Consider the following 11,308-nt stretch of genomic DNA (forward strand, 5'->3'; position numbering starts at 1 on the left):
CTGAAAACTTCTACTTAATCCGGGTCGACGAGCGCTAGAACACGGGGCGGCCCACCTGCTCGATGGCCTCGGGTTGCCATTCGTGGCGGCGTTCGCGTTTGGCCACCTCTTGGTGCCGGCGCCGGCGGTCCGGCCCCTTGAAGTCGCCCCTGCTGACAAAGGCGCGCGGCGCCGCCGTTATCGCCACGATGCGGCGGTAGAGCTGCATCGGTGTGAAGGGTTTGGCCAGCACCTCGGTGGCGCCGGCGTCGCGGGCCGCGGCGATATTTTCCGTCTCGGTATGGCCGGTGGTCATGATGACCGGCACCAGCGAGCGCTGGCGCAGTCTGAGCCGGCGCAGCTCGCGCACGAAGTCGAGCCCGTCCATGGGTGTCATGCAGAGGTCGCAGATGATCATGTGGACCGGTATGAGGCGCAGGATTTCCAGGGCCTCGGCGCCGTCCGCGGCCCGCTTGACGCGGCGCACGCCGAGCATGGTGACGAGCTTCTCCAGCAGGCGCAATTCGTCGGGATCGTCGTCGATGATCAGGAAGGTCAGGCGTTCGAGGTGGTGAAAGGCCATGGCGGTTTGTTTACACGATTTGGGTTGCCAAATCGTAAAACCGCTGCGCCGGCAGGATCAAAAGGGTCCCGTCTACCAGGCCCGCTCCTGGCCGTCATAGTTGAGGAAGCGCCCGCTTTGGCCCGGCCCCAGGCCGGCGATGGTGCGGCTGAGCGCGCTGACGCTTTGCTCCGGCGTCAGCGTCGCGCCAGCCCCGCCCATGTCGGTGCTGACCCAGCCCGGGTGCATGGCGACGCAGGTGATGGCGCGGTCCTTGAGTTCGAAAGCGAGGTCCCGAACCACCATGTTCAGGGCCGCCTTGGAAGTGCGGTAAATGACTTGGCCGCCGTAGGTCTCGCTTAGCGATCCCATGCCGCTGGAGATCGTCACGATGAGCTTTTGCTGGCCCGCCGCGACGGCGTCGGTGAAGGCCTCGGCCACCCGCATGGGTCCCAGCACGTTGATCTCCAGGCAGCGTTGCCAGGCCTGGTAGTCCATGGCGCCGAGGCGCGAGGCGCGGTCGCCGACGACGCCGGCATTGTTGAGCAAAAGATCCAGCGGCCGGTCGCCGTGGGCCGCTGCCGCGGCGGCCACGCTGGCGCCGTCGGCGACGTCGAGGGCCTGGATCTCAAAGCGATCCTGGTGCTCGGCCGCCAGCCGCCCGAGCGCGCCGGCCCGGGCCCCTTCGGCATCGCGGCAGGTGGCGAAAACCTGCCAGCCGGCGGCGGCGTATTGGCGGCAGAATTCAAGGCCGAGGCCGCGGTTGGCACCGGTAATCAGGACGCTGGGCATGGCCCGAGAGTAGCCCGGATGCCCAGCCGGCGGCAAATTGCCTGCTGCCGCGGGGCGGCCGGGCGCGCTAAGGTGGGGTTCGGAATTCGCCTCGGAGGGTTGCCATGCAGCTCGAAGGTTCCTGCCATTGCGGCGCCGTACGGTTTTCGCTGCTGACAAGGACGCCTTATCCCTACATGCGCTGCTATTGCTCGATCTGCCGCAAGACGGCGGGCGGTGGCGGCTATGCCATCAACCTGATGGGCCGGGCCGAGACGCTGGAGGTGGCGGGCGGGGCCGAGATCACGGTCTACCGGGTGCGGCGCGGACCGGGTTATGCCGATAAGGCGCGCAGTCCGGCGCGGCGCCATTTCTGCCGCCACTGCGGCAGCACGCTGTGGGCCTCGGATCCGCGCTGGCCCGAACTCGTGCATCCCTTTGCCTCGGCCATCGATTCGCCGCTGCCCCGGCCGCCGGCCCACGTCAACCTGATGCTCGACCACGCCGCCGGCTGGGTCGAACAGCCGGCCGGTGAGGGCGAAACCAACTATCCCGAATACCCCGAGCTCTCGATCGAGGAATGGCACCGCCGCCAGGGTCTGCTGCAGGACGAGTCGAAAAGCTGAGCGCCCGCCCCTATGGCTGGCCACAGTGCGCCAGCCCGGGGAGTTCGCCATGACGCTCAGCGCCAAGACCTGCCTGCCCTGCCGGGGGCGGCATAGCGTCGATCCCAATGTGTGGTTTTTTCTGCTTGGTCTTGGCGCAACGGGAGCGACCGCGACCCGCCGCCCCTGCGGCCCCCCCCGCGGAGGGAGCGGACCAAAGGTCCGCCGCCGGGAGCGATAAGAAACTAGAGCGGATCTCAGCTATGAGATCCGCTCGAGTACTACACGAAGTCGCTTACGAAGGCATTGCTCTGGCGTTCGGCGCCGAAGGTCGAGGCTGGGCCGTGGCCGGAGATGAAGGTGACGTCGTTGCCCAGCGGCCAGAGTTTTTCGCGGATCGAGCTGATCAGGGCGGCGTGGTCGCCGCCCGGCAGATCGGTGCGCCCGACCGAGCCGTTGAACAGCACGTCACCGACGAAGGCAAGTTCGGCCTGGGCGGCGAAATAGACCACGTGGCCCGGCGTATGGCCGGGGCAGTGCAACACATCCAGCTCGATCTCGCCCACCGTCACACGATCGCCGGCCTCGAGCCAGCGTTCGGGCTCGAAGGCGATGGCGCCGGCCAGGCCGAACTGGGCGCCCTGCTTGGATATGTTTTCGATGAGAAACCGGTCACTCTCATGCGGGCCCTCGATGGGCACGCCCAGCCGCTCGGCCAGCGCCGCGGCGCCGCCGGCGTGGTCGATGTGGCCGTGGGTGATGAGCAGGCGCTCGATCTCGATGCCGTGTTCCTGGGCCGCCGCGACGATCTGCTCGATGTCGCCGCCGGGGTCGATGGCGGCACCTTTGCCGGTTTGCTGGCACCACAGCAGCGAGCAATTCTGCTGGAACGGCGTGACAGGGACGACGACGACCTTCAGTTCAGGATCCATGGCGTTACTCCGGCAAGAGGTAGCGCCAGGACCGGCCCCAGCGGTTTTCCCCGATATTCTCCGGGGCATTCCCATAAGCCATGCCGCCGCCTACGGCAAGCCGAAGCGTTGCCTGATAGTTTTTTTGTCGCTCACGGCGGCTTGTTATCGCTCACGGCGGCGGCCCTTCGGCCCGCAGCCTGCGCGGGCGCGCCGCAGTAGCGGCGGGTCGCGGTCGCTCCCGTTGCACCAAGACCAAGAAGAAAAAAACACACTTGGTATTGGCACTAAGCCGCCCCCCGGCGGGGGGCGGAGGCCAAGGGCGCGGATGCGCCCGCCCGGTGAGGGTCCAAAAAACCTTCGCGGAGGCGCCCGCCCGGTGAGGGGCTACAAAAAGCCGCCTGTGGCGGCGCCCGCCCGGTGAGGGTCTACAAAAACTCGCTCACGGCAGCCTTCAGCCGGACGGACTGAGCCGGGCGATTTCGTCCTTGATCTTGAGTTTTTGCCGCTTGAGAGAAGCGATCGTCATCGAGTCGGGATTGGGACGTTGGGATTCCTGTTGGATTTCCGCCTCCAGGCTCCGATGTTTTTCCCTTAGCACCGTCAAGTGCGGCTCGACTTCCATGGCAGCAGCCCTCCGTGCCTTTTTTGCCGAGAGGCATATTAAATCACATGTGCTGTCCCCCGTCAGCGGTCAAGAGCGGCCAGCGTGAATTTCTGTTATGATGGGCATGGTCGGTGCAACACCCCGAACGAGCATGAGCAAGACGGATCAGGAAGAACTCAAACGGCGACTGGCCGAGTTGCGGACCGAACACCGTGACCTCGACGACGCCATCACGGCGCTGATCGCCACGGGCGGCTACAACCAAGTCCAGATCCAGCGCATGAAAAAGCGCAAGCTCTCGATCAAGGATCAGATCCTGCAGGCCGAAAGCGCTTTGCTGCCCGATATTATTGCTTAGCGGGTGTCCGGAATCGACCCTGACAAGCGCTATTCGGCTTCGCCGCTGTTCTGGCGGTTGTTGCGTTTTTGCGCGTACATGGCCTGGTCGGCGGCGGCCAGGGCGCGGTCGGGGTTGTCGCCGGGCTCGAACTGCGAGGCGCCGTAGGACACTTCGATGTAGATCTCCTGGTCCTGCCAGCTTAGCGGGGTGGTGCGGATATCGCTGACCAGGGCCTCGGCCTTTTCCATCGTCGTCGCGTCGTCGGCGTGGCTCAGGATGACATCGAACTCGTCGCCGCCCAGGCGTCCGACGACGTCGGTGTCGCGGATGTGGCGCATGACGATGTCCACCACGTGCATCAGGACGGCGTCGCCGGCGGCGTGGCCGTGGGTGTCGTTGATGTCCTTGAAGCTGTCGATATCGAAATAGACCACGCTGGCCGGCGTGCCGTAGCGTTCGGCCTGCGACATGGCGCGGCTGAGCTCGCGCACGAAAGCGCGGCGGTTGGCCGTCGGCGTCAGGGTATCCTGGTCGGCCAGGCGCTCGACCTCGGCCAAGCGGTCGCTGGTGCGTTGCAAATCGCGCCGCAGATTCTGCACCTCCTCCATCAGCGTCATCAGGGCCTGGCGCACGCGCGGCGTGAGCTCGACCTCGGGGATGCCCATGATGGTCATGGAATCGCTGATTTCGCGCGGCGCCGAGGTCTGGGCCGGGGCCGCCTCGACCTTGGCCGGGCGCGATTCCTCGACCCGCCGCACCGAAGGCGGCGACATGCGGGGTCCCGTGGGGCCGACTTTCATGGTGCGCTAGAGGCTGGCCGTGAGCTGGATCAGGGAAAGCGATTATAGCACAAGCTAGAAAATCGCAGCGCTCTTTGCAGTGCGCCTTGTCACAAACGGTCGGCTACCTATAATCGCCCTCTTTCGCCCCTTTCGACCTTGTGGAGAGCGCCATGAGCGACCCCAATCCCAGCGTCGGTATCGTCATGGGCAGTCAGTCCGACTGGGTCACCATGCGCCATGCCGCCGAGACCCTCGAGCGCCTCGGCATCGCCCACGAGAGCCGCATCATCTCGGCTCACCGCACGCCGGGAAGGCTCGACGATTATTGCGCCGATGCGCCGGCTCGCGGCCTCAAGGTGATCATCGCCGGTGCCGGCATGGCGGCGGCGCTGCCCGGCGTGATCGCCGCCAAGACGGCGCTGCCGGTGCTCGGCGTGCCCATGGAAAGCAAGCTCGACGGCCTCGACAGTTTGCTCTCGATGGTGCAGATGCCGGCCGGCATTCCCGTCGGCACCCTGGCCATCGGACGTGCCGGAGCCGTTAATGCCGCGCTTTTCGCCGCCGCCATCCTGGCGCTCGCGGATCCGGCCGTGGCCCAGGCGCTAGACGATTTCCGCGCCGAACAGGCAGCAGGGGTGCTGGAAGTTCCGCAGGACTAAAAGGACGACCTCCCTTTTATGGTGAGCGGGGCCCCAAGGCCCGCGGCGAAAAGATGTCGCCACAGCTATCGGGCGCCTTGCTTGCGACACAAGACAATGATAGGTAGTAAAGACAGCCCTGGCATTTTTCCGGCGTTTTGCTGGGCAGCCCCAACGGCCGGCCGCTTCCGTTGTCGGGGACATCGGCCGGCGGCATGCGATGCTTTCGGTTTTTCACGTTTCTGACCTGCCTGGTGTCTTGTGGTGCCAAAAATCGAGCATCGCGATCATGGTTTGAACGCAGTCATCGAAACGCTCCCGGAAACCGGCACGCAGGATGACGTGGGTGCGGCGATGGTCTTGCTGGTCTCGGTCTCGCATTAGCGCGTCACTCCGTTCAAGCAACTCCAGCAACCGAGTGAGTGTCGGACGGGCGATACCGATTTCCAGATAGAGGGCTTGCATGCCCAGTTTGTCCCCTCGCAACTCGGCACTGCGAACGCGGCATACGATTTCCCAAATCAGGCTCGCCTTTTGTCGAAATCGCGATTCCCCCCGGCACAAAAGCTCGTTGTCACCCAGTTCCTGAAAAACAAAATCCCGTCTTAGGTTGTTGATCGCGATCGAGCAGTCGACATATCCATGCAGATCCATTGGCGCTGGTTTTCCCTCACGATCATCCGCGCGGCGATCCGTCAGAGTTGACGGTGCCCGACCCCGTCCCGCCAAAGGATCGCCGCGACAATGATGTGGATCAAGATATCGTCATGCGCGAGCGTCATGAACAACAATTTGGTCCAGAGTTGGACAGATTTTCTAGTTTCAAGCGCTAGTCATCATGATCGATAATTGCGAATTAATTTAGTCCAAGATTGACTGCAACTATTGTTGATCGGCTTGCTAGGCGCAGTTATGCTCACACTTCACCGCTATCGGACGATCTTGCGGGGGGCAGAGACGGCGCCGATGCAGCAAGACTTCAGGACGGTTTTGCAACCGGCCTTTAGGCCGCTGGAAGCCCATCGACTCGTCCGGGCGGCGCTCCAGGAAACCCGGGATTTCCGCACTTTTCTCGGAAAGGTCGTCGAGGCAGAACATCAAGGCGTCGATGGCGCTGGCCATGCCTCGGGACAAGGCGCGGGCCGCTGCCGGGGGATCGAGGCCGGCCTCGGCGGTTGCGCTCTCCAGGGCCTTGGTGCTTCTGCCTTCGTCGGGAACCGGGTCGGCAGGACCGCCAGCAGCGCCTGGCGCGCCTTCTCAAGGTTGGGCGTCTCGGCCTTCGCCTTGCCGGTCATTTTCCTGGCCTCCGTCCTGAGCCTCGTCCCGCGCCGCCGCCACCACGTGGCGCCATTCGCTTTCGAATACCAGCTGCGAGAGATCGGGCATGCGCATGGGGTAGAGCACGCCGTCGAGATGGTCGCATTCGTGCTGCACGACGCGGGCGTGATAGCCCGTGGCGCCGCGCTCGACGAGGCTGCCGTCGGGCGCCAGGCCGCGGTAGCGGATGGCGCTGTGGCGCGGCACCAGGCCGCGCAGCCCGGGCACCGAGAGGCAGCCCTCCCAGCCCAGTTCCTGGTCCTCGCCGAGCGGCTCGATCTCGGGGTTGATGAGGATGGTGAGAGGCGCTGCCCCAGGGGCTTCTCCGTCCGCCTCCTCGGCGTCTTCTGTGCTGTCCTCCGCCGCGTCGTCCGGCGGTGGCGTAAAGATGACCAGACGTGCCGGCACGTGCACCTGGGGTGCCGCCAGGCCGATGCCGCCGGCATCCTCCAGGGTCTCGACCATGTCGGCGATGAAGCGGCCCAGCGCCGCGGCGTTGGGCTCGCTGGCGGGGTCTGCGACAGGCTCGGCGCGCTGCCTGAGAACCGGGTGGCCCATGCGGGCGATCTTGAGAATGGCCATGGGGGGAATATGGCGTTGCTGAAGTGGGGACACGTACCTTAACGCCTTTTCGGACGTTAAGGTACGTGTCCCCACTTCAGTAAACGATTTGGCTTTTCTCGCGCTATCGCCTATGTTAGACAGCATCGCCGCCGTCGCGGCAGCGACCCTGGCCGCACGCCCATTGGAGGAGATGAACCCTGGTATCCGTAGTCGTTCGCGATAACAACGTCGACCAGGCCTTGCGCGCGCTCAAGAAGAAGATGCAGCGCGAAGGTATCTTCCGCGAGATGAAGCTTCGTAATTATTACGAAAAGCCCTCCGAGAAGCGGGCCCGCGAAAAGGCCGAGGCCATCCGCCGCGCCCGCAAGCTGGCCCGCAAGAAAGCCCAGCGCGAGGCCGGCTAGGCGGCTTCCTGGCCGCTGCCAGAGCGGCCGATCGACCTTTCCTGAATGCTTTGCTGTCCGCCCTGCCGGGTCAGGCCAGGGCCTTGACGATGTTCTCGACCATCTTCTTGGCGTCGGAGAACAGCATCATGGTGTTTTCGGCGTAAAACAGCTCGTTGTCGATGCCGGCGTAGCCGGGCGCCAATGATCGCTTGACGAAGAGGCAGGTCTGGGCCCGGTCGACGTCGAGAATGGGCATGCCGGCGATCGGGCTCGAGGGATCGTGGGCCGCCGGGTTGGTGACGTCGTTGGCGCCGATCACGAAGGCCACGTCGGTCGAGGCGAAGTCGGAGTTGATCTCCTCCAACTCCTGGACGTCGTCGTAAGGCACGTTGGCCTCGGCCAGCAGCACGTTCATGTGCCCCGGCATGCGTCCGGCCACGGGATGCACGGCATAGCGCACGCGCACCCCCTCGGCGGCCAGGGCATCGGCCATCTCGCGCACCGCGTGCTGGGCCTGGGCCACCGCCATGCCGTAGCCGGGCACGATGATCACGGAGCCGGCGTTGCGCATGATGAAGGCGGCGTCGTCGGCGCTGCCCGGCTTGACCGGCTTGTCGCTGCGCGCCTTGTCGACCACGGCGTCGCCGCCGAAGCCGCCCAGGATGACGCTGAAGAACGAGCGGTTCATGGCCTTGCACATGATGTAGCTCAGAATCGCACCCGACGAGCCGACCAGGGCACCGGTGATGATCAGGGCCGAGTTCTGCAGCGTGAAGCCGATGCCGGCGGCGGCCCAGCCGGAATAGGAGTTCAGCATCGAGATCACCACCGGCATGTCGGCACCGCCGATCGGGATGATGATCAAAAAGCCGATCAGGAAGGCGACGCCCGTCAACAGCCAGAACACCTCGGGCGATTGGTTGCCGACGAAGTAGGCGATCAGGCCGATGATGGCGAGGCCGATGATGAGGTTGAGGATGTGCTGCCCGGGAAAGACCACCGGGTTGCCGGAAACCAGACCCTGCAGCTTGGCGAAGGCGACGATCGAGCCCGAGAAGGTAATGGCGCCGATGGCGCTGCCCAGCGTCATCTCGATCCGGCTGGCGGTAAAGATGTTGCCGGCCGCATCGGCGATGCCGTAGGCGCCGGGGTTGTGCATTGCCGCCCCCGCTACCAGCACTGCGGCCAGGCCGACCAGGCTGTGAAAGGCAGCCACCAGTTGCGGCATGGCCGACATCTCAATCTTCAGCGCCACCACAGTGCCGATGGCGCCGCCGATGACCACGGCGACAAGTATCCAGGCATACGAAACGACACTGGGATCGATCACCGTGATCAGCACTGCGATGATCATGCCGGTGATGCCGAAGATGTTGCCGCGCCGCGCCGTAACGGGCGAAGACAGCCCGCGCAGCGCCAAAATGAAGAGAACGGATGCGATCAGGTAGGCGACCGCCGTGATGTTTGCCGACATCTTGCGTCCCCCTTACTTGCGCTTGAACATGGCCAGCATGCGCTGGGTCACGATGAAGCCGCCGAAGATGTTCACGGCGGCCAATCCGATGGCGACGATGCCGAGGATGCGGGCGGCGCTCATTTCAGCCGGCCCGGCGGCGATCAGGGCGCCGACGATGATGACGCTGGAGATGGCGTTGGTCACCGACATCAGCGGCGTATGCAGTGCCGGCGTCACGCTCCACACCACGTAGTAGCCGACGAAAATGGCCAGTACGAAGATGGAGAGCTGGAAAACGAAGGGATCGATGGCAGCCATGGCTCAGTTTCCCTCCCCGGTCAGCGCCGGGTTGATGATGGCGCCGTCGCGGGTCAGCGCCGTGCCTTGGACGATCTCGTCCTCCCAGTCGATGGCGAGCTCTTTGCTCTCGTCGTCGATCAGGGTGGTGACGAAGTTCAGCAGGTTCTTGGCGTACAGCTGCGAGGCGTCGCCGGCGATGCGGCTGGGCCAGTTGTCATGCCCAACGATGCGCACGCCGCCGACCTCGACGACCTCGCCCAGCCGGGAGCCCTCGCAGTTGCCGCCCTGCTCGACGGCCAGGTCGACGACCACGGCGCCGGGCTTCATTTCGGCCACCATGTCGGCGCTGATGAGGATCGGCGCCTGGCGGCCCGGAATCAGCGCAGTGCAAATGACGATGTCCTGCTTTTTCAGGTGCTCGCGCACCAGCGCCGATTGTTTTTGCTTATAGGCGTCGGACATTTCCTTGGCGTAGCCGGCCGCCGTCTCAGCCTCGGCGAATTCCTCGTCCTCGACCGCGATGAATTTGGCGCCCAGGGATTCGACTTGTTCCTTGACCGCTGGGCGGACGTCGGTGGCCGTCACGATGGCGCCCAGCCGCCGTGCTGTGGCGATGGCCTGCAGTCCGGCCACGCCGGCCCCCATGACGAATGCGCGGGCCGGCGCGATGGTGCCGGCGGCGGTCATCATCATGGGCAGCGCTCGGGGATACTCGGCAGTAGCGTCGAGCACCGCCTTATAGCCCGCCAGGTTCGACTGTGAAGACAGCACGTCCATGTTCTGGGCCCGCGTGATGCGGGGCATGAACTCCATGGCGAAGGCGGTAACACCGGCATCGGCGTAGGCCTGCACCTGGTCGCGGTTGGCGTGTGGCGCCAGCGTGGCGATCAACAGCGCGCCCTTTTTCAGCTGGGCCAGCTCGTCGGGGCCGCCTTCGGCAGCCGTCAGCGGGCGCTGCACCTTGAAGACGATGTCGGCGTCGGTCACCGCGGCAGCGGCGTCGGCGGCGATGGTGGCGCCGGCATCGGCGAAAACCTGGTCGGGGATCTGCGCGCCCTCGCCGGCGCCTGCCTCGACGGACATCTGGGCACCCAGGCCGATTAGTTTCTTGACCGTGTCCGGCGTGGCCGCAACGCGTCTTTCGTGCGGCCGCCGTTCCTTGGGTATGGCGATTTTCATGTTCTCACCGGATTGAGTGTGTCGGGCTCGGAGCCGCCTGGGCGGTACCGGACCACAATCGGGAATTTGTCTTTTCATAGGCCCGCCCGGAGGGCTGGGCTGGTGGTGTTGGAGGCGCCCCGCCTAAAGCAGCGTCAGCGCCATCAGAATCAGAACCAGGGCAACGGCAGCGGTGCCGAAGACCGTAAAGCGGCGAAAGCCCTGCCAGGTTCCCTGGTGCTGCGAAATATCCATGTTTCCTTGGGCCATGAGCGGCACAAACTCCAATTCCAAAGATGGCGTCCGTATAGCCTACCTGTGCCTCGCAGGCAACGGGACAATACGTCGCAATAGGGTGATTTTGGGTGAATTCTCCCCAATTTTAGTTGAATATCGGCTAATTCGCGCCGCTATCCCGAATCCACTCCTTCCTTCGGCCCCCGGCCGCCGCCCGAAGGCGTCGAGATGACAATTATCTCGCCAGCCTGGACCTTGGTTTCGCTTGAGCTCGCCGGCCCACAGATGGTGCCGTCTCGGCCTTCGACCTGGGCCCGCAATCGTCGTTTCCCACCGCAACGGTTGAATGGCCGCGTAATCGCGGCCATGCTGGGGCCGGCGGAAAAACATGAGCATCTGGACAACTATCATCGGCAGTGCCGCCGGCTTCGCGCTTGGCGGGCCCATCGGCGCTCTGGTCGGCGGCCTGGCCGGGCACGCTTATGGCCGCATGCGCGGCGGCGAGGCCGACGCCGGGGCCCAGCGTCAAGTCGCCTTCACCATTGGCGTCATTGCGCTGGGTGCCAAGATGGCCAAGGCCGACGGCGTGGTGACGCGTGACGAGGTGGCGGCTTTCCGCGAGGTCTTTCATGTGCCGCCGGCCGAGGGCAAGAATGTCGCCCGGGTGTTCGACCAGGCCAAGAAGGACTCCCGCG

18 protein-coding genes are annotated in these 11,308 nt (G+C 65.0%); 6 read left to right on the forward strand and 12 right to left on the reverse strand.

Annotation, left to right across the window (positions count from 1 at the left end; genetic code table 11):
- Nucleotides 1-34 precede the first annotated feature (34 nt).
- Nucleotides 35-562, reverse strand: coding sequence for a response regulator (locus QGG75_08125; protein MDP6067203.1), 528 nt, complete (start codon nucleotides 560-562; stop codon nucleotides 35-37).
- A gap of 72 nt (nucleotides 563-634) precedes the next feature.
- Complete coding sequence (locus tag QGG75_08130; protein ID MDP6067204.1) at nucleotides 635-1,333, reverse strand: SDR family oxidoreductase; 699 nt, start codon at nucleotides 1,331-1,333, stop codon at nucleotides 635-637.
- 104 nt (nucleotides 1,334-1,437) lie between these two features.
- Here QGG75_08130 and QGG75_08135 point away from each other — a divergent pair, with 104 nt between their 5' ends.
- Complete coding sequence (locus tag QGG75_08135; GenBank protein MDP6067205.1) at nucleotides 1,438-1,938, forward strand: GFA family protein; 501 nt, start codon at nucleotides 1,438-1,440, stop codon at nucleotides 1,936-1,938.
- 260 nt (nucleotides 1,939-2,198) lie between these two features.
- Here the strand turns inward: QGG75_08135 and QGG75_08140 are convergent, their stop codons facing one another.
- Nucleotides 2,199-2,849 (reverse strand): MBL fold metallo-hydrolase, encoded by a 651-nt coding sequence (locus QGG75_08140; protein ID MDP6067206.1) that lies wholly within the window; start codon nucleotides 2,847-2,849, stop codon nucleotides 2,199-2,201.
- A gap of 433 nt (nucleotides 2,850-3,282) precedes the next feature.
- On the reverse strand, nucleotides 3,283-3,453 hold the full coding sequence (locus QGG75_08145; protein MDP6067207.1) for a YdcH family protein: 171 nt from the start codon (nucleotides 3,451-3,453) through the stop codon (nucleotides 3,283-3,285).
- A gap of 133 nt (nucleotides 3,454-3,586) precedes the next feature.
- Between QGG75_08145 and QGG75_08150 the strand changes: the two genes are divergently transcribed.
- On the forward strand, nucleotides 3,587-3,793 hold the full coding sequence (locus tag QGG75_08150; GenBank protein MDP6067208.1) for a DUF465 domain-containing protein: 207 nt from the start codon (nucleotides 3,587-3,589) through the stop codon (nucleotides 3,791-3,793).
- Nucleotides 3,794-3,822: 29 nt separating this feature from the next.
- Here the strand turns inward: QGG75_08150 and QGG75_08155 are convergent, their stop codons facing one another.
- Entirely contained in the window at nucleotides 3,823-4,575 is a 753-nt protein-coding gene (locus tag QGG75_08155; GenBank protein ID MDP6067209.1) for a GGDEF domain-containing protein, read from the reverse strand.
- A gap of 152 nt (nucleotides 4,576-4,727) precedes the next feature.
- Here QGG75_08155 and purE point away from each other — a divergent pair, with 152 nt between their 5' ends.
- Nucleotides 4,728-5,216 (forward strand): 5-(carboxyamino)imidazole ribonucleotide mutase, encoded by a 489-nt coding sequence (purE, locus tag QGG75_08160; protein ID MDP6067210.1) that lies wholly within the window; start codon nucleotides 4,728-4,730, stop codon nucleotides 5,214-5,216.
- A 213-nt stretch (nucleotides 5,217-5,429) separates the two neighbouring features.
- On the opposite strand, the gene QGG75_08165 is transcribed toward purE, so the two are convergent.
- Nucleotides 5,430-5,849 carry a hypothetical protein gene (locus QGG75_08165; protein MDP6067211.1) on the reverse strand — a complete coding sequence of 140 codons (420 nt, stop codon included), beginning with the start codon at nucleotides 5,847-5,849 and terminating at the stop codon, nucleotides 5,430-5,432.
- Here QGG75_08165 and QGG75_08170 point away from each other — a divergent pair.
- Nucleotides 5,849-6,028, forward strand: a complete 180-nt coding sequence (locus tag QGG75_08170; GenBank protein MDP6067212.1) for a hypothetical protein — start codon at nucleotides 5,849-5,851, stop codon at nucleotides 6,026-6,028. The genes QGG75_08165 and QGG75_08170 overlap by 1 nt on opposite strands.
- Before the next feature lie 67 nt (nucleotides 6,029-6,095).
- On the opposite strand, the gene QGG75_08175 is transcribed toward QGG75_08170, so the two are convergent.
- Nucleotides 6,096-6,317 carry a hypothetical protein gene (locus QGG75_08175; protein MDP6067213.1) on the reverse strand — a complete coding sequence of 74 codons (222 nt, stop codon included), beginning with the start codon at nucleotides 6,315-6,317 and terminating at the stop codon, nucleotides 6,096-6,098.
- Between the two features lie 135 nt (nucleotides 6,318-6,452).
- Nucleotides 6,453-7,094, reverse strand: a complete 642-nt coding sequence (locus QGG75_08180; protein ID MDP6067214.1) for a peptide deformylase — start codon at nucleotides 7,092-7,094, stop codon at nucleotides 6,453-6,455.
- Nucleotides 7,095-7,273: 179 nt separating this feature from the next.
- On the opposite strand from QGG75_08180, the gene rpsU reads away from it, so the two are divergent.
- A complete protein-coding gene (gene rpsU, locus QGG75_08185; protein MDP6067215.1) occupies nucleotides 7,274-7,480 on the forward strand; it encodes a 30S ribosomal protein S21 in 207 nt (68 codons plus the stop codon).
- A 70-nt stretch (nucleotides 7,481-7,550) separates the two neighbouring features.
- Here rpsU and QGG75_08190 read toward each other — a convergent pair whose 3' ends face one another.
- From QGG75_08190 to QGG75_08205, 4 genes are all read right to left on the reverse strand, one after another.
- Nucleotides 7,551-8,936, reverse strand: coding sequence for an NAD(P)(+) transhydrogenase (Re/Si-specific) subunit beta (locus QGG75_08190; GenBank protein ID MDP6067216.1), 1,386 nt, complete (start codon nucleotides 8,934-8,936; stop codon nucleotides 7,551-7,553).
- A gap of 12 nt (nucleotides 8,937-8,948) precedes the next feature.
- On the reverse strand, nucleotides 8,949-9,236 hold the full coding sequence (locus tag QGG75_08195; protein ID MDP6067217.1) for an NAD(P) transhydrogenase subunit alpha: 288 nt from the start codon (nucleotides 9,234-9,236) through the stop codon (nucleotides 8,949-8,951).
- Between the two features lie 3 nt (nucleotides 9,237-9,239).
- Nucleotides 9,240-10,397 (reverse strand): Re/Si-specific NAD(P)(+) transhydrogenase subunit alpha, encoded by a 1,158-nt coding sequence (locus tag QGG75_08200; GenBank protein ID MDP6067218.1) that lies wholly within the window; start codon nucleotides 10,395-10,397, stop codon nucleotides 9,240-9,242.
- A 123-nt stretch (nucleotides 10,398-10,520) separates the two neighbouring features.
- On the reverse strand, nucleotides 10,521-10,646 hold the full coding sequence (locus QGG75_08205) for an aa3-type cytochrome c oxidase subunit IV (GenBank protein ID MDP6067219.1): 126 nt from the start codon (nucleotides 10,644-10,646) through the stop codon (nucleotides 10,521-10,523).
- A 355-nt stretch (nucleotides 10,647-11,001) separates the two neighbouring features.
- Here QGG75_08205 and QGG75_08210 point away from each other — a divergent pair.
- A partial coding sequence (locus tag QGG75_08210; GenBank protein MDP6067220.1) for a TerB family tellurite resistance protein occupies nucleotides 11,002-11,308 on the forward strand: 307 nt, incomplete at its 3' end.

The organism is Alphaproteobacteria bacterium, from assembly GCA_030740435.1.
In the GTDB taxonomy this organism is placed as follows: Bacteria; Pseudomonadota; Alphaproteobacteria; order UBA2966; family UBA2966.